The organism is Salibacterium salarium (genome assembly GCF_030813635.1).
GTDB classification, from domain to species: Bacteria; Bacillota; Bacilli; order Bacillales; family Marinococcaceae; genus Salibacterium; species Salibacterium salarium.
The window spans coordinates 307831-326476 of sequence record NZ_JAUSUM010000001.1 but is presented as its reverse complement, the minus strand read 5'-3'; the positions used below and the strand labels follow the sequence as shown (position 1 = coordinate 326476).

Sequence of the window (18646 nt, the reverse complement as noted above, 5' to 3'; positions counted from 1 at the left end):
CATGCCAACACAGAAATGAAATCATATAAAAAACGTTAACCCCTGTAATAATAGGAATTAACGTTTTTCAGTTTCCGGTGTTTTTATAAAAAAATTCGTGATATAACACACTTCATCTTGTGGTATTTTTACATTGTACTTTAATTCAATCTGTGTCAATGCATCATGAACCGTCTCATATACTTGCTCATTCTCAGCGATAAATGTATCTTTATCCGGAAAACGGGTGACATCACTGCCAATAATCAACCGGTCTATCATACAACTAATGTGGAATACAATACCAATCAATGTATGTGTGTTGATAGAAACAGCAAGTGTGTTGGTTATGGTTGAATGAAATGCTTTAATATCTGCTAATATTTCTTTTCCATTCACATATTCTAAGTGCTCATCCAACGTAATATCCATTTTCTTATATGTTGTCTCTACTTCAATGATTGATTGAATAGCTGGAATAGCTTCTCCATTAAGCATCTGTGATAAATCAAATTGTGGTACAGTCGATTCGAACGATAACGTGCTTACAACTGCAATAATCGAGTAACGTTGCTTCAACTCATCTAATTGTTTATAAATACTGTTCTTCCCAACCAAATTCACATTAATAATGTGAATAAGCGTAGAATCGAATTGAAGATGCTTCTCCAACATTCTTTTCATTGTTACAGCAGTACCTTCTCCTGTTAAACAAACAGTTGCAATTGCTAACGGAGCGTCAACTGAGTCTATCGGTTTATTTGCCGTTTCTACTGACTTTAACGGGGATTGCACACGCAACGTGTCGCGATATACTTCTTCTATTGAATAACCCATCGTCGCTTTTCTGGTCGCTTCAATAACATGCAGCGTACTGACCAATGGAATCGTTTTACTGCGTATCGGTAGTTCTTTCTCTACTTCTTCTCCGAAAGTAGTAAGAGAGCCCATATCAACAAGAAATAATATGTCGGACGTGCCTTGAAATTCTTTCAACACTTCACGCAAACGGTCCATGACATCTTGGGGCTTTTCATCCAAAGGAGCGTTAATCCCAACCGTGTGCTGAATGCCTAATAATCGATTCGCTGTTTCTGCCATTGATGTGGCCGTTGTACTACCATGCGCAATGACGATGATCTTCACCTCATCATTGGAATGAGTAATCTTTTCTTCGTCGTATACGAAAAACAGTGTCAAAAAAGCGGCTTCATCAATGGGCATCGACACGTCAAAGGTTTCTTCGATATACGTTAAACATTCCAAAGCCACTTGAAAAGCCTTAGGATGCTCAACACGGATAGTATGTAATTTTGGATTAACAATTTTTTGATTTTCTCTAATACGGTCTATCGAGTTCATAATATGAACCGCCATACCGTACTTTATCTTTTGGGTGAAGGAGTAAGACAACGTTCGTTCACTGTGAGCTATAATCTTATCCACGACCGCCAACACATTCGCTGGGACAATCATATCAAGTGCCGTCGTTCCTTCAGCAGAATCGACATCTTGAATATAACGAGCAAAATAATGTTCGATGTCTTTGTCCATTTCCTCTTCTATTTCATATCCACTCATATCGGAATGTTGCATTTCTTCCAATCGACTGTCTATGAGATTATATATCGTTTCGTGCTTATCCCAAGTATTGAACAATGAACGCTCTTCCCCTTGTCCAAACAGAAAATAACGTTCATTCACATTACGTAAACGGTTCCAAACTTTACGATGTTCTACTTGATTAAATAGACCATGAATAATATGTTCTGGTAAATCAATGCTATTTATTTGAATGGATGACTTCTTATTCGTCACAAAATCAGCATAAGCCTTTGCGCACGCCAACTGTATATCTGTTTTTAATTGACCGATATTATTTGGACAATGATAGCTAAGTATCGATCGCATCGAATTTACGGAAACTTTTATCACATGCCCTAATCTAGCAGATTCCTCGTTCAAAAAGTAATGAATCAAGTGAGAACGTTCCTCTAATGACCTCTCTTCTAAGGAAGGAATCTTCATCACCATTGGAATTCTTCTAGAAAATACTTTAAGCAGGGAAACGTCTGGATTTGTCGTTGTCGCACAAATTAATAAGACATCAGCTTTTCGAACATCATCTGTTTCTCCAAGCTTACGGTATGTGCCTTTGTCCATAAAAGTCACCAGCATTTCCTGCCCTTCTGGCGGAAGATGGTGTACTTCATCCAAAAATAATATACCTGTATCTGCTTTATCTACTAACCCTGGTTTATCTTCAGACGCTCCAGTAAAGGCTCCCTTTTTTGTACCAAATAATTGACTGAGTAATAACTGAGGATTATTCGAATAATCTGCACAGTTAAACATAATGAACGGGGCGTCTTTTGTTTTCTCCCCTGTCTCTATAGTATATTCATAGATTAACTCGGCAAACATAGACTTCCCTACCCCTGTCTCCCCTAAAATAAGCATATCCATGCCATTAGGTGGATATAAAACAGCAGTCACTGCTTTATCAACAATCGGAGCCAATGTCGTATTCTGATCAGCGAATTGTTCCAATCCAGTTTTGTCCGTCCAGTCTTCATTTACATCAAATAGTACGGGCTTCCCTTTTCCTTTCACCAGCTTTTCCTCTTTTACCAGCTGATTCAAATCTCGACTGACGTTCGAGCGATCCAGTTCCAAAATCTCTGAGATTTCCTCCGCCGACACACTCCGCCCAAGTTCTTTTATTTTTTCATAAATTCGTTCTACTCTCTTCATAAGAATCTCTCTCCTACACGTAGTCCTATGACAAAAATGCGCTTACATACTATTATACACGTTTTACAATATCTATACATCTAAAAGAATCGTATAGTGGTGATACAGAGTTGCGCGACCTCCTTTCATTATTCCTGTTTCACCCCGGGTAACGGAACATATGTCCACCTCTCCCTCCACCAATAAAACAAAAGAGCCAGAACAAGTCTGGCCCTTCGTCTCATTATCTTTCTTCATCCTCAGAGTCATCAGATGTTTCTTCTTCATGTTTGATCGTTTGCCCGTTTTCGAATTCAATCTTAATCTCCAACTCGCTGATTTCTTCAGCATCATCCAACGATTCGGTAATAGCGGAGACTGCTTGATCTGTCGTCATTTCCGATTCTAGGGCCCAAGCATCTAAATAGGCTTGAACCTCAGACAAAGCTTCATCTCCGCTTCGTTCTTTTTCTTCATCCTCTCGTTCTTCTTGGTCTTCGTTCTTTTCATATTTCAATTCAAAATCGCTATCATTGTTATACTCTGCTTCAACCTTCACGCTTTTCAATCCGGATGTCTCTTCTGATTCATCTGGCTCTTCGGTTTCTTCCGTTTCTTCTGTTTCTTCAGTAATCACGCTTGCATCTTCTATTTCGTTATCAAGAATGTCAAGGGATAACGCATCCCCCTCTTGTAACTGATTTGGTTCAATATAACGCCCTTCAAAAGAAACAACAAAATCCTCCCCATAGGAATATTCCGTTTGTTCTTCATCGGTTTGGAGAGTTAGAAGACGTTCTTGTGCATCATGACTTACTAATTCACCTTGTACAGAAAGAGCTCCTTCCTCCTCTAACCAATTATCATATGTTCTATCCAACACCGTAGCCATCTGTGCTCTTGTGATTGGTTTATTAGGTTGGAACAGGTTTTCCTTTGTTCCATTAACAATATCATGCTCATCCGCAATGTTTACATAACCGGTGGCTCCAGCTGGTATTGCTTCTGCATCATTAAAGTCAGGTGTCTCCGTCATCGCGTCTAATGCTTCTTCTTCCAGTCCCAGCGCACGAACTAATGTACTTGCCACCCAGACTCGCTTTGCCGGTTCATTCGCATCCAAGGTTGTTTCATTTGTATCGAACAATCCTTGTTCTAAAGCCACGAGAACATATCCTTTAGCCCAATCGTTCCGTTCCCCTTTAAAATATTGATCAGCATCTGTGAAAGAAACGGAAGTATCCACATCTTTTGCTTCTGCTTCCTCTTCTAATCCTAACAGCCGAACTGCCGTCACAATGGTTTGCATACGAGTTACAGGGTTACTTGGTCGAAAGGTTCCATCGTCATACCCTTGAAAAATATCTTTTGTCTGCATTTTTTCTACGGAATCTTCGGCCCAATATCCTTCATCCGTATCAGAAAATCCAGCCTGTGCCGGTACTCTTTCTGCTACATGCTCAGGTACATTTTCCCGGGCTTGCTCTGGTAACTTGTCCAAATGGTTGTTTGCCAACATCGTACCCGGGACACTAGCTAGAAGTACTGCAGCGAATATAGACATCCCTAGTTTTTTCATTTTCAAATTCCTCCTCAACGTTTGTAAAAAATTCATCTTCCAATGTTCATATCGGTTTTATTATAAAACCATTTATAGGATGAAGTGCTCAATAATAAAGCGTATTGACAAATAACTGTTGAATATAGGTGTTGACATGCGTAACAATTCAGTGGTAGAGTCAAGGGCATACAACAAATGAATGTAATTTGTTTGAGAATGTTACTGGTTACGCAGGCTAAACTCAAATGAGTATTCAAGCGGGAGACCCCTGTCTTTGAAACTTGTTTGAGTTTTTTTATGTCCTCTAGTCAGTAGATGCTTAGCGCGTGAGCAAAAATATTTGGCCAAATTTGTGAAAATGCACTTGTACTCCTTCAAAGGCATTTTAATGTTACCTTAGATGAGAAAGGTTTAGCTAACCTTATCTCGATTCGGGCATAGCTCAGGTACATTTCACCCCGACAAGAGAATAAGCTGGAAAGGAGGCGGCTTCGCATGAAGATTAAACAAGTTTTTAATAATAATGCCATCAGCGCGCTTGATCAACAGCAAAATGAACTTGTCATTATGGGGAAAGGACTTGGTTTTATGAAAAAACCAGGGGATGCTGTGGAAGAACAGCATATTGAGAAAGTATTCACCATTGACAATCAAGAAACTTCCAATTGGTTAACTAATCTATTAAATGAACTTCCCGAGCAGATGATTGATATATCCGATGAAATTATTAAGAACGCTAAGTTAACGCTTGGAAAGAACTTAAATGATATTATTTACGTCTCATTAACCGATCATATTTACTACGCATTACAGCGACATGAAAAAGGAATGGATATTCAAAATGCTCTCCTTTGGGAAATTAGTCGTTTATATCCCGAGGAATACAAAATGGGGCAAGAAGCTTTAAATATAATTGAACATTACACATCGGTACGTTTACCGGAAGATGAAGCTGGTTTTATCGCGCATCATATTGTAAATGCCGAACTGAATGAAGAAATGACCAACGTCGTGAACATTACACGATTAACGCAACAAGTATTAGATATCGTGAAGTACCAATATCATATAGATATTAATGCCAATACGTTATCGCATCACCGCTTTGTCACGCACTTAAAATTTTTTGCACAGCGTCTCTTCAGCGGTGTACAGCACGGTTCTAAAGATGAATTTTTATTTAACGTAGTGAAAGAGAAACATGAAGATGCATTTCGGTGTGTAAAAAAAATCAGTAAGTTTATAGAAGAAACATACGGTTATACGCTATCAAAAGATGACCAATTGTATTTAACCATTCATATTCATCGTGTCACTTCAAACGAACAAGTCACTAAAAATTCATAGTCTTTTATTTCATGCTGGGAATGTTACTGGTTATGCAGGCTAAACCCGAACGAATCTATGTCACGTCATGTTAGGACATAGCTTCGTTTGGGTTTTTTTATTACACAAAGAAAGGCGGCAAAACAATGGAAGAAAAACAACTAGCAGAAGAAATACTGAAAAATGTAGGTGGAAAAGAAAACGTCAATAGTCTTGTTCATTGTGCTACGAGATTACGTTTTAAACTGAATGACCTTAGCCAAGCCGATAAAGAAAGCTTACGTCAAAATGAAAAAATTCTAAGTGTTGTGGAAAGCGGAGGGCAATTTCAAGTTGTTATAGGAAGTTCCGTCGATAAAGTATATGAGGAAATAAAAAAGCACGGCGTTTCCACCGAGTCATCCGCTTCGTCTTCTTCAGAAACCACTTTAGTATCGCGAATATTTGAAATTATTTCAGGAAGTTTTTCACCTTTGATTCCAGCTCTTGCAGGGTCAGGAATGATTAAGGCTCTTCTTACTATATTAACGTTAACTGGTACATTGTCTGAAGAAAGTGGGACATATGCTCTTCTTTCTGCAGCAAGTAATGCCATCTTTTACTTTCTTCCTATCTTTTTAGGAATAACCATCTCTATTCAGTTTCGAGCGAACGCCTACGTTGGTGGTGTCATTGGAGCGGCATTATTTGAACCAGCTTATACAAGCTTAATGGAAAGCAGCGAACAAACAGGGTTCTTAGGGATACCAGTTATACTGGCTGATTATTCCACCTCTGTATTCCCAATTTTTATTGCTATAGCAATGTATGCCATCGTTGAAAAATTATTAAAACGTGTCATTATGAAAGATTTACAGTTATTCCTCGTTCCTATGCTGGCATTGATGATAATGCTGCCATTAACAGTCATCCTATTTGGCCCGTTTGGTACATATGTCGGTGGAGGTATTTCATCTGGAGCATGGTGGCTTATTGAAACAAGCGGATTTGTAGCCGGCATTCTTCTAGGCGGTCTACAAGCATTTCTTGTTGTTTTCGGATTACATTGGGGAATCACTCCAATTACTCTAGACAATCTTGCGACGCGCGGAGGCGACCCAATCGAAGCATTATTCGCTTGTTCCGTGTTTGCTCAAATGGGAATTGCTGCCGGAGTATTTATACGGGCAAAAAAGAGAAAAGAATTACGTGCGCTTGCAGGCTCTACTTCATTAACTGGCTTGTTATCCGGTGTGACAGAACCGATCTTGTACGGAATCATCCTTCGATATAAACGGGTTATTCCTCTACTAATTATTGCCGGCGGTGCAGGTGGTATCATAAACGGAACATCTGGTACGCAGATGACAGCTTACGTGTTTCACAATATATTCTCGATTCCAGCGTACTCCCCTATGTTCACCCATATTCTCAGTGTGACCGTTTCGTTCGCCACTGCTGCTATTCTTGTCGTGGTTTTTGGGTTTGAAAGCAAAAAAAAGATAGAAAAAGAGGAACAAGATAAAGAGACGATAGCGGATTCTTCATCTGCTTCCATCAAACAAGAACAGGTGCTCACTCCAGTCTCAGGAACCGTTATGGAGATTAGCGATGTGGAAGATACGGTTTTTGCTTCTGGAACCATGGGGCCGGGACTCGCCGTTGTTCCAAGTGAAAATGAATTAATTGCTCCTTTTGACGGTACAGTCAGTGCTGTGTTTCCAACAAAACATGCCATAGGTATCACAAGCTCAAAAGGAACGGAAATTTTAATGCATATTGGTTTAAATACGGTCCAGTTAAATGGAGAACATTTTACGTCCTTTTTCAAGGAAGGAGATGTTGTCCGTCAGGGAGATACTCTTCTCTCTTTCGACAGAGATGCAATCCAAGCCAAGGGTTATCAAATCACTACACCGATAATCGTCACTAACGGAGACGAAGAGCAAGAGATTTACGAGACAACGCAAATGGAAGTAAAAGCAGGTGAACCATTTTTCGCTATTGTCCGTTAATCCGTTTTGAAATAGCCGCTGTACATCAGCGGCTATTTCTATATCTTCACAAGGGAGGGGATTGGGCCGCGGACATTTATTCCTTTATTTTGCTCTTTTTCCTCGTTTTCGACCTTCCCCGGACGTCTGCTTTACCCACCGATTTGCACTTCACTCAACAAGACTGTAACACATATGCCCTGGGTGAATATCATGTATTTTGAAAGGAGAGGATAGCATGCATCCAGACAGCTATGCGTTGCACATGAGAAACCTACATGATCAGACTAGACAATACATGTACCATGATGTTGTTTTAACGATGAATGACGGCAGTACCTACAATGGAATCATTGAGGATGTTGGTACAGATCGGATGAGTGTATTAGTTGCAGAAGATGTGATGGAGCGTGAAGATGAGTTCGACGGGGACGCCCGGCAGTTTTTTGGTGGTGGAGGCTATGGTCGGCCGCGACGAAGGTTTCGTCGGTACAGACGAAGAAATTTCCCACTCGCATCCCTGGCAGCGTTAGCCCTATTGCCTTACGTCTCCCCGTATCCGTATTATCCCTATTATCCGTATTACTAAGCAGACCTGACCCCTGTCCCATTAAAGGTTAACATGGCGGGGGTCTTCTCTATCCCGCAAACCTCACCGTTGCACGAGAGACATCCCCTCAAAGTCGTTGACCGCCTCCCTGCATCATAAAGATTCCAAGTCCGTTAGAAGCTCACTGGCTGTTTGATACCCATGTTTTTCATCGAGAGCGGTTCCTTTTTTAATGATAGCTTTAACTTTTCCATGACCGATCCTAGGAGAATTCATTAGTAAATGAAGAAAAATCTGAATGACACCATCCAGGTCTTTCCGTTTTGTTCTATTGGTTTGAACAGCATTTCCAAAATCAATAATCTTCAAATCATTTGTGCCGTGCAGCATAATATTCCTCAACGTTATATCATTGTGCTTCATTCCTACCTTGTGCATCGACACGAGAGCTTTCGTAATAGTGATGACTATGCTCACAGCTTCTGTTTCACTAATCTTCTTTGTTTTCTTATACTTGTCTAACGTAAGCCCTTTAATACATTCCATCACAATATGGTATTTCTCATTCTCTGTAAAAAAATGATACATTTCAGGAATATAAGGACTGTTCCCGCAACGTTTCATCACCTTACGCTCGATGTTAGCTTTTTTCTTAGATGATATCGATTTAATAGCAACCAGCCTATCGTGCATCGGATCATGTCCCACATAAACAACCGCATTTCTACCTTTACCAATCGGATGAGGATTAATGTTATACCGGTTCAACTTTTTCATCGACGACCTCCCTTTTGAATACAATATTCATCAAAAGAGAATCGGAATAGATGATTGCCGCCGATATCACAATAGCAGTATCTTTTTTTAAAACACTTCATTGAATGTAAAGAACAACGAACCGCCTTATTGAAATAAATGATGCAATAACCGATCCTTGTCTTCAAAAAACTGCTTCATTATGTGGAAGTGATTTGTTTTCTCTAAAGATGTCTCGTGCATTCCTTCTTCACTAAGCTGAATAATTTTGGAGTTAGGATAAGCCATAATTATTGGGGAATGAGTAGATATAATAAACTGGGAACCTTCATTAACAAGTTCATGGATTCGAGAGAGCATAGACATTTGTCTTAATGGGGATAAGGCTGCTTCTGGTTCATCTAAAATGTATAAACCATTCCCTTGAAAACGATTGGTAAATGCTGCAAAAAAAGATTCTCCATGAGATTGTTTATGCAATGATTCCCCACCAAATGAGTCTATAATCTTAGGTCCAGAAGATGAAGCTTGATCTAATTCCTCAATATTTGTAGCTAAATTGTAGAAAGTCTCAGCTCTAAAGAAAAAGTTATCTTTTGCCTTATAAACACCTTTAGACAAACGTAAATATTGATTTAAGATGGAATGAGAATCATAATTAGAAAAATTAAAATTCAGAGTGCCTCCCTCAGGGGTGAATCCAAACTTGATGGCAATACCTTCTAGCAACGTGGATTTCCCCATACCGTTCTCTCCGACAATATAAGTCACATTAGGATGAAAAAATAGCTCCGTAAAATTCTTGATCACGGGTAAATGAAAAGGAAAAGACTCATATGAAAGTATATTTTCTGATTTTAAATTGAGACGTTTGATATACTGAGTATCTTTATTTAATATCACTTCACAACCCTACCTCTTCCAATTTTTTAATAGAGGAAAACAATTAATAACGGAAGATTAACTCTTTGAAACCGGTGTTGTATAAAAATATTAAGTTTATTATACCTTGAGCACTTTTGTATTAACAGTTTCTACTTTGCCAATCTATTTACAATGTTCAATATGCAAAAAGCGCCCAATCCATTCGTTAGATTTCTTTTTCATCCTTTTTCCATTTTATATAATTATAAACGATGTCTAGTAAGACAAGAGAATAGAAAATAATTGCAATGATTTGATATTCATTTAAAGTTAAATCTCCAAGCCAATATATAACAAGATATAATAGGGATGCATATGGAATTCCCCACAGTCCGCGTATCATCCTTCTTCTATAAGTTAATTTATGATAATTTAGTACAAAACCTTTATCGACCTTCTCAACGTCTCTATACAAAACGGAAAAAACTTATGCAAAATGAAAGTCACTACCAATGGACCAATAAAATACAGTGAGTTCATAAATATCCCCATGTACAAAATAATAGTCTTGAAAAACATTTCAATAACTTTTCCTAATTACTTCATACCAATCATTTCAAATACTCGTAATCCTCGCAATGAATTATCCAACATATGGATCAATTATTGTCTAGTAAGGAAAAATCAGCTAGCACCTTCTGCCTGCCAAACGTAAAAAAAGCGCAGTCTAGAAGAACGACTACGCTTTCTTTTAATAATTTAACGTTTCGGGGGCTTTTCCTCTTATATACTGTTGAGGGGAAACGCCAACGGTTCGTTTAAACATGCGGCTAAAATAATAACTGTCCTCATACCCAACTTCATGGGCAACATCGGCTATTTTCATCGAAGTCGAAGCGAGTAATTTTTTCGCTTCTGTTATTTTTGTATTCGTAATATATTGAAGTGGGGTGAAGCCTGTGTAATGTTTGAATTTTCTATAGAACAGGGACGTGTTCATTCCCGAAAACTGGACTAGCTTATGAATGGGTATGGCTTCATCATAATGCTCGTCTATATAATTTTTAATCGCAGCAATGTCATCTTCTGTCTCCATGATAGTTGAAACATTGGCTTTAACTACTGTTTCCATCACCTTTTTGAAATGTTTCTGAACGGTTTGTTTTTGGTTTCTCTTCCAGGTCTTATATAATTGCTCCAAGTAGTAGCCCGTCAAGGCATGAGAAACCTTCATCCCGTTATTTTGTAGAACATCTTTTTCCACTTGCTCTATATACCAGCAATCGTTCACACGAAAAGCACGAGCGCAAGTAAACATAACCGTGAATATCTCCAGCGGAACGCGAGCTGTCAAAACCTCTTGTTCTTTGCTTTGGGAAGAAAGAGCGAAAACGTCTCCTTTTTTAACCGACCTTCTCCGTGATTCGCCCTTCCATTCACCATATCCATCCATGACATAGACCATCATGGATTCACATGCATTCATTTTGACATAAGGATTCCATTGCTGATAAACCGTTTGTACATTAATTTTTCCGATATCGTATATAGTATGCGTTGTAGTCATGTTATGTTTGTCCCCCGCCTTCACAACATTGACCTTCTACAGCGTTTCCGTCTATTATTACATTATAATCGATAATGATTATCAGTGTCAATTATAACCAGAATCAACGGAAAGACACGACTTCAATGTTATTATCCGTATCGAAATATAAAGTGACGTCTCCTTTAAGATTTTCTGCAATGTCCTGATCAAAGGCTTCTACATCACCTTTACTATCTACAAAATAACCATCATATTCATAATTTTCTCCGTTCACATCTATGGATCGTTTAAAAACTCTCTCCACTTCTCCCTCAACAGTATCGTTGTAAACCTCTGCCACTTCCTCCTCATCATTAAAGAAAAGCATATCCCCAGCTTGAACATCTTCCGGCTGAATCCTTTCATGGTCTTTGACGAGTACGAATTCTTCAAGCACCACTTCTTGATTCATCCCTGAAGCTATACCATTATCTATGCTATGAATGAAAATACGATCATCTAAATCATATTGCCCTACAAATGCATTTTTTCTTTTCACTTTTTCCTCTTCCGACATGGTTTCGTATGCAACCATTTCATCTTCTCCATTAAATTCCACCATCATCTCCTTATTAAAAATAGAAATAAGGTCAACATCTATTGTCTCTGGAACGTTTATCGTCTTGTCCCCTTCTTCCTCTTCCTCTATCGTAATTCTTCGTTCTCTAATATCTTCAGCATCTAAACTCGTAATTTTTCCTTCTTCAATAAATTGAGTTCGATGGATAGAATAAGTAGTCTCTTCTTGATCAATCGTCATCTTCATAACGTAATCTTCCAGACGTTCTAATTCGGCTGATCGATAAAGAGTAAGAATTGCTTTATTACCACTATCCTGCATCTCTACCTCTTGTACACCATGTCTTTGATTAGACTTTTCATTAAAAATCTTCACTTGAAATCTGTCTAACGCTTGTACCGGTGAATTGAATGTAACTTCCAACAAGCGCCCATCCTCACTTAAAGGAACCACATTTATAATGTCTGTTTCTTCTTCCTCACCTACATCTTGTTCCGCAGCAGTTATTTCCCCTGGTTGAGAAAGAAATAGAAGAATAATACCAACAAGAGCAAAAAATAAAACCTTTTGATAAAAATAATAACTCTGAGTCAAAAGTAACCCCTCCTTTTTGAAATTGAAAATCATTATCAATTAAATTTTAAAAAAAATAATCCTTTTACAAAATGGATTATCTTATCTTTCTTTTAGACATTTTTAGCGGATGCATCAACAACGATGTCAAAGAAGATCAAAAAGTGTCAAAACGTGCCTTCTGGTCTTCGTACTTCAACTATAGACGCTACTATTTAAGTTACAGATGCGGCGGTAGCGCCATTTTGTGCTTGTGCATCTTTTTCTTCTCCCTATTATGATAAAGCTACCATGGAAAACCAAGACGGCGCGCCAGTCGATAGGAAATGAAAAATGAATAAACAATTAGGTACACCATTTGAAGAAATAGCAGCAGATTTCACACCACTTGTAACAGGTATGATGAAACGTTTACGCATTTATAAAAATAAAGAAGAATTTATACAGGTCGGATTCATTGCGTTGTGGAAAGCCTATGAAAAATACGAAGCCGATAAAGGGGCGTTCTCCTCATATGCCTATATGTGTGTAAAAGGAGAGATGTTGGCTCATTTGAACAAGGAAGCCACCTATGACGAACGAAACCAACTCCATTCTTTCGAGGACCACCACGAACCACCTGCGCCGGAGACCTTAACGGTGCAACAGGAAATCGACAGCATTACCCCTTATCTCAAACACCTCAGCAAACGAGAACAAGAATGGGTGTTAGAATACAGCGTAAACGGCCGAGGCATTACAGAAATCTCAAAGAAATATAACGTCTCTGTTACCACCGTGAAATCATGGCGCAAGTCCGCTCTCAAAAAACTTCGTCAGTTAGGAATCTGCTCCGATACCCTATAAAACAATGCCCTGCATAGGTTTCCTTTGCAGGGCATTGCCATGTAGAAGACCAAGACGTTTAACCTTCTTTCGTTCGTAACGTCTCCTAGGATTTCAGTCGTTTGGAGACAGTGGATCCGCTGGGATGTTTACCTCCCCATCCAACCGCCATCTACAGATAATAAGTGGCCATTCACATAGTTAGACGCCTGGGATGCTAAAAAGACAACGGCTCCTTTGAAGTCTTCCGGGTCTCCCCATCGATCCGCCGGAATTCTTTCAAGGATCTGTCTATTCCGTGCTTCATCATTAATGAGGGCCGTGTTCATATCGGTTGCGATATAACCGGGGACAATCGCATTCACATTCACATTTTCTTTCGCCCATTCGTTGGCCAACGCTTTCGTTACTTGTGCCACACCTCCTTTGGCTGCAGCATAAGCCGGAACCGTTAATCCGCCTTGATAGGAAAGGAGGGATCCCATATTGATAATTTTTCCGGATTTCTGCTCTACCATATACCGTCCGGCTTGCTGGGACAACATCCAGACGGTTTTTAGATTAATATCGATGACCTCGTCCCAATCCTCTTCCGAAAAATCGACAGCTGGTGAACGGCGCTGGATGCCTGCGTTATTGACCAGAATATCGATTTTCCCAAAAGCCGTAACCACCTTAGGAATGGCCTCTTTGACCTGTGTTTTATGTTCCAAGTCGCACGGAATAACTTCGCACCGGACGCCCCGTTTTACTATGTCTTCTTTGACATCCATTTGTTCTGGATTACGCTGCAGCAACGCCACATCCGCACCTGCTTCCGCTAATGCCACGGCCATCGCATAGCCGATCCCCCTTGAAGCTCCACTGATAGCTGCTGTTTTCCCCGTTAAATCAAATAAACTGGCTGTCATTTATTGGACTCCTCTCTTTCGCTCCGTTTCATACTTGTGTTCTTGTCGACAACTTTAACCAAACCACCATCGTTTTACAAAAGGGATTGAATGGAACGGTACGTGTCTTCATAGTGCTCGTTTAACGTTGTTTCCACTTGTTCTTTTTCCCCGGATTGAATGCTGTGGACGATTTCCTGATGTTTTGCAATCATTCCGGTCATATCTTCCTTCCTCTCGAACCGCTTTGCCGTTGTGATTAGTAATACCGCAAAGATAATGTGCTTCATGCCGTCCCACACATATTGAATTCTGTTGTGATGAATGCTTAAAATAATAGATTCATGAAACGCATAGTCAAGATACGCAAATTCTTCATCATTTCCATAACGATGCGCTACCTGCATTTTGTCGAGAGTGATTTCCAGTTGCTTCACTAAATGCGTCGTGTCCATGGAGACGAGCCTTTTTAAGGCAAACGACTCAATCAGATTCCTCACTTCATACAGTTCTTCCACCTCTGTAGCGTTCAGGCCTATGACCACGGCACCCATTCGTTCTAAACGAATCAATCCTTCCTGAGCCAAGGTTTTCAGGGCTTCTCTCACCGGAGACCGGCTCGTGCCGAATTGGTCGGAGATTTGATTTTCAGAAAGCCTTTCTCCAGGAGGAATATCACCGCTAATAATGTTCAGCCGCAATTCAAAGGAAATCTGACGTCCAAGAGAATCATGATATTGTCGAGAGAGTTTCATCATATAAACACCTTCATATCTAATTTCTAAAAAAATACCTGCACCAACAATCCGGTATACTTGTCGACAAGTTGTTTCGAAAATAAAGAAAATTCCTACACAAATCATACCGCTGGTTTCCTTATGTGTCAAAAAAATATCCCGAAACTTGCAAAGGTGTGAGCGGAAATTCATCCCGTTACTCCGAGCGAAACGCGCGCAGAATGTCCTCGCCTCACACCGTCCTACCAAATACAGCAGCAAGAGATGGCAAGGGGCGGAACGGTCGTGCTTCCCGTAGACTTTTTCTTTAACGCTTCACCGTGTTGGGGGTCAGACCCCCGTGACGATAATGGAAAACTCTGGTACCATAGGTATAGATTTAATAATATGGGAGGGAATTAGATGAATTCTAGGAGAATAGGAATAGTTTCATTGTCTACGGCCTTAGCAATAAGTTTCTCTGCTAGTGATGTGTCCGCAGAAGAAGCAGTTACAGAACAAGCCGAGACGGGGGAAAAGCAGGTAGTGGAAATAAGCGCTGCAGACGTCAATTTTACAAAAGAAGATTTGATTGATCGTTTCTATGAACTATTTCCTTCTGGGTTTGATTTTCTGGAGGAAAGCGACTTCCACATGAATCATTTCCGCGGAGTCGGGAGTGATGATGACATCATTCAGCATCACTTAAGTTTCCAGAAAGAAACAGCAGATGGAGAACCAGTTCGTGGAAGTGTTCAGTTTGTCGGGGAAGAGCTGGAACTGCAGTATTTTGACTATCAGCCTAAAAATGTTCAGGATGCCCTGTACCCGGCTGACGTGACACAAGAAGAAGCAGAGGCCTCTGCTAAGGAATTTATAGAGAATACCGCTTCCGGGGAATATGAATTAAGTGACCAACAGCGTCCGAATGTGTCCGTAGGCAATCAAACGCTGACGGAGCCTGTAGAATATGACCTCTACTTTCAACGTATGGAAAATGACATCCCGGTACAAAACCAGAATATCCAAGTAACGGTATTAGGAAACGGGGAAATATCCAGCTATAGAAATACTACATATCAAGAAGAGTCCGCTTCCTACGAAGAGCCGGAAGATGTCGTGGAAAAAGAGGAAGCAAAAGCATCTATTGCAGACAGCCTGGACCTTCGTCTACAGTATAACGTCCAGCATGATTTTGAATCGGACGAAGAAAATGTCAGCCTTGTCTATGCCCCATCTCCCGGATTCCAGGGCATTCAAGCAAAAACTGGAGATTGGGACGTGAATAACTCCTTTGTTTCAGAGCTGCCGGAAGAGAATGAGATTAAACGGCTCCGCGAAGAACCTGTAGAAACAGAGGCAGATCCTGTATCCCGCGAGGATGCGGAAGAAATGGCAAAGGATTTAATAACCGTTTCGGATGATGCTGAATTAAATATTGAATCTATCGAAGAGACAGAAAGAAACGGAACAGAGGTCTTTTCTGTTCAATTTATGATACATCGCGGCAATTCCGGGACCGGTACTAGTTTTGATATTGAAAAAGACACCGGTGATATTGTTCAGTTCCGAAACATCGATTATGATCAGCAATCGCAGGAGGTAAACTTAAGCGAAGAAGAAGCGTTGAAAGCTGCAGTGGAAGCTGCAGAAACCTACGGTGGTTCCTCCATTCACGAGTACGCGTATCCTATTAATGGTGGGATCGCTAACCTTAACAATCGTGGCGTTTACAACTTTTCTTTTCCACAGGTGAAAAACGGCCTGCCCGTACAAGGGAGAGCACTGAACATTGGAATTTCTGCGGAAGACGGGGAACTCGTTTCGTTTAGCAACATGCGTCAGGGAGAGATTGAGAACTGGCCCGAACCTGAAAGTGCAGTAGACAAAGAAAAAGCCTTGGAAGACTATAAGAATGACCTGGACGTAGACTTGTCTTATGTTTCCCACGACCAATCGGGGGATACTACAGATACGTACCATCTCGTCTATCAGCCTGCATATCATGCGAACGGTCTTTATTATGACGCGGCCGACGGAGACTGGGTGGAACCGCAGTCTAGTGATTCGTCCGCCGAAGAGGTCATTACCGATCATTGGGCAGCAGACGAAATTAATTATATGGTTCAATCCGGCATTCTCTCCGTGGATGAGGGAGAAGAGCTGAAACCAAATGAAGCCGTGTCCAAAGGCACCGCTCTGGAAATGCTGATGAAATCGATGGAAAGTTTCTATCCGAGCAATCCAACAGAAGACCAAACGGCAACTTTTGAAAATATCCAATCGGATCATCCCTCTTTTCAGGTAGTAGAGCGTGCGGTCCGTTCAGGCATTATTGATGCAGAAGAAGACACTTTCCCGGTCAACGACACGCTGACCCGTGAAGAGCTGGCCGTTTGGATTGTCCGATCGATGGAATTGGAAGAAGCGGCAAAACACGCAGACATTTATGGCCTTCCGTTTGAGGATGCGGACGATATTACGGAGGAACATGCTGGGTATGTAGGCCTTGCCTATGCCAAGGATATCCTGCAGGGAAGCGACAACCACTTCAACCCGGATGATGAAGTGACCTTGGCTCATTTAGCGGTAACCTGCTTCCGCCTAGCTGAAAAACAAGCTAACTAATATGCAAAAGCTGTCTCTGGAAAAATCCAGAGACAGCTTTTTTAAGTATTAGCAGGATAACACAACTTCTTCTTTAACGCTTCACCGTACCGGGGGTCAGGCACCTTAACAATTTGGCAAAACATGGAGACGTCTAGGAAAGGCGACATTAATTTGATCACCTTTTTGTAGAAGATTGGTGTGGAAAGGATTATTATCATCTAAGAACAAAGATTCTCCGTCCATTGAAAAATAATACCTGACATAATTGCCGTGATATACCGTTTTATCTACCGTTCCTTGGTAAGGACTAGCCGAATCCCGGTTCATCATTTCAGGTCGTAAGAGAATTGTTCCACTTTCAGATACCGGTCCTTCTACTTCAACAGGAAAGCGCAACCCATTCCCTTTCGTTTGAAAATATGTTTCCTCGCCTTCTACCGTGAATGTACCTTCTAATAGATTGGCATGTCCGACGAATTTAGCGACAAATTCATTCGCCGGACGTTGGTAAACGATAGAAGGCGTTTCTAATTGCTGCACAATCCCGTCTTTTAGAACAAGAATCCGATCCGATATACTCAATGCTTCCTCTTGATCGTGTGTAACAAAAACAATTGTGAGGTTTAACTCTTCTTTTAAACGTCTAATCTCATCACGCATCACTACACGCAAATTCGCATCGAGATTAGAAAGAGGTTCATCCAGGAGAAGGACTTTGGGCTTTAGAACCAGACAACGCGCAATCGCTACACGCTGTTGCTGCCCCCCACTCAGCTCACTTGGCTTACGGTTTTCATATCCGTCGAGCTGGACTTGTTGCAACGCATCTTTAATACGTTGATTTCTTTCCACTTTCCCAACGGTCTGAATTTTCAATCCGTATTCCACATTTTCATATACAGTCATGTGGGGAAACAGCGCATAGTTTTGAAAGACCATGCCCGTTGAGCGTTTTTCCGGAGGCAGAACATCAATCGTTTGTCCCCCGAGTAAAACCGTTCCGCCTGTCTGTTGGTGAAAACCACCCACCACTCGAAGCAACGTCGTCTTTCCACTGCCACTCGGTCCAATAAAGGTAACGAGTTCCCCTTCCTGAACATCGAGCGTTATGTTTCGAAGAACCGTCGTCTCTCCAAATGACTTTTCTATTTTTTTAAGTTGCAAAATTGGTTGCTCACTCAT

The 18646-nt window shown here is 40.6% G+C and carries 15 protein-coding genes; 5 read left to right on the top strand and 10 right to left on the bottom strand.

Annotation, left to right across the window (positions count from 1 at the left end; translation table 11 throughout):
* Window positions 1-57 precede the first annotated feature (57 nt).
* Entirely contained in the window at window positions 58-2733 is a 2676-nt protein-coding gene (locus tag J2S78_RS01635) for a sigma-54-dependent transcriptional regulator (RefSeq protein ID WP_306895656.1), read from the bottom strand.
* A 223-nt stretch (window positions 2734-2956) separates the two neighbouring features.
* Entirely contained in the window at window positions 2957-4291 is a 1335-nt protein-coding gene (locus J2S78_RS01630) for an S-layer homology domain-containing protein (protein WP_306895654.1), read from the bottom strand.
* 477 nt (window positions 4292-4768) lie between these two features.
* Between J2S78_RS01630 and licT the strand changes: the two genes are divergently transcribed.
* The 3 genes from licT to J2S78_RS01615 all read left to right on the top strand — a co-directional run bounded on the left by licT (window position 4769) and on the right by J2S78_RS01615 (window position 8161).
* Window positions 4769-5620 (top strand): BglG family transcription antiterminator LicT, encoded by an 852-nt coding sequence (gene licT / locus J2S78_RS01625; protein ID WP_306895652.1) that lies wholly within the window; start codon window positions 4769-4771, stop codon window positions 5618-5620.
* A gap of 125 nt (window positions 5621-5745) precedes the next feature.
* Window positions 5746-7593: a beta-glucoside-specific PTS transporter subunit IIABC gene (locus J2S78_RS01620; RefSeq protein ID WP_306895650.1), complete on the top strand. Its 1848-nt coding sequence runs from the start codon at window positions 5746-5748 to the stop codon at window positions 7591-7593.
* 217 nt (window positions 7594-7810) lie between these two features.
* Window positions 7811-8161 (top strand): small nuclear ribonucleoprotein, encoded by a 351-nt coding sequence (locus tag J2S78_RS01615; protein ID WP_306895648.1) that lies wholly within the window; start codon window positions 7811-7813, stop codon window positions 8159-8161.
* Between the two features lie 114 nt (window positions 8162-8275).
* Here the strand turns inward: J2S78_RS01615 and J2S78_RS01610 are convergent, their stop codons facing one another.
* The 5 genes from J2S78_RS01610 to J2S78_RS01590 form a co-directional block, all read right to left on the bottom strand.
* Window positions 8276-8899, bottom strand: coding sequence for a protein kinase family protein (locus J2S78_RS01610; RefSeq protein WP_306895647.1), 624 nt, complete (start codon window positions 8897-8899; stop codon window positions 8276-8278).
* 126 nt (window positions 8900-9025) lie between these two features.
* Window positions 9026-9781 (bottom strand): AAA family ATPase, encoded by a 756-nt coding sequence (locus tag J2S78_RS01605; protein WP_306895646.1) that lies wholly within the window; start codon window positions 9779-9781, stop codon window positions 9026-9028.
* A 187-nt stretch (window positions 9782-9968) separates the two neighbouring features.
* On the bottom strand, window positions 9969-10145 hold the full coding sequence (locus tag J2S78_RS01600) for a hypothetical protein (protein ID WP_306895645.1): 177 nt from the start codon (window positions 10143-10145) through the stop codon (window positions 9969-9971).
* Window positions 10146-10493: 348 nt separating this feature from the next.
* Window positions 10494-11309 carry a helix-turn-helix domain-containing protein gene (locus J2S78_RS01595; protein WP_306895644.1) on the bottom strand — a complete coding sequence of 272 codons (816 nt, stop codon included), beginning with the start codon at window positions 11307-11309 and terminating at the stop codon, window positions 10494-10496.
* Between the two features lie 103 nt (window positions 11310-11412).
* Window positions 11413-12444 (bottom strand): hypothetical protein, encoded by a 1032-nt coding sequence (locus J2S78_RS01590; RefSeq protein WP_306895642.1) that lies wholly within the window; start codon window positions 12442-12444, stop codon window positions 11413-11415.
* 312 nt (window positions 12445-12756) lie between these two features.
* On the opposite strand from J2S78_RS01590, the gene J2S78_RS01585 reads away from it, so the two are divergent.
* A complete protein-coding gene (locus J2S78_RS01585) occupies window positions 12757-13269 on the top strand; it encodes a sigma-70 family RNA polymerase sigma factor (RefSeq protein WP_306895640.1) in 513 nt (170 codons plus the stop codon).
* 128 nt (window positions 13270-13397) lie between these two features.
* On the opposite strand, the gene J2S78_RS01580 is transcribed toward J2S78_RS01585, so the two are convergent.
* Window positions 13398-14159 carry an SDR family oxidoreductase gene (locus tag J2S78_RS01580; RefSeq protein WP_306895638.1) on the bottom strand — a complete coding sequence of 254 codons (762 nt, stop codon included), beginning with the start codon at window positions 14157-14159 and terminating at the stop codon, window positions 13398-13400.
* Between the two features lie 74 nt (window positions 14160-14233).
* On the bottom strand, window positions 14234-15001 hold the full coding sequence (locus J2S78_RS01575; RefSeq protein ID WP_306895635.1) for a GntR family transcriptional regulator: 768 nt from the start codon (window positions 14999-15001) through the stop codon (window positions 14234-14236).
* A gap of 276 nt (window positions 15002-15277) precedes the next feature.
* On the opposite strand from J2S78_RS01575, the gene J2S78_RS01570 reads away from it, so the two are divergent.
* Window positions 15278-17482 (top strand): YcdB/YcdC domain-containing protein, encoded by a 2205-nt coding sequence (locus J2S78_RS01570; RefSeq protein ID WP_306895633.1) that lies wholly within the window; start codon window positions 15278-15280, stop codon window positions 17480-17482.
* A 105-nt stretch (window positions 17483-17587) separates the two neighbouring features.
* On the opposite strand, the gene J2S78_RS01565 is transcribed toward J2S78_RS01570, so the two are convergent.
* Entirely contained in the window at window positions 17588-18646 is a 1059-nt protein-coding gene (locus tag J2S78_RS01565) for an ABC transporter ATP-binding protein (RefSeq protein WP_306895631.1), read from the bottom strand.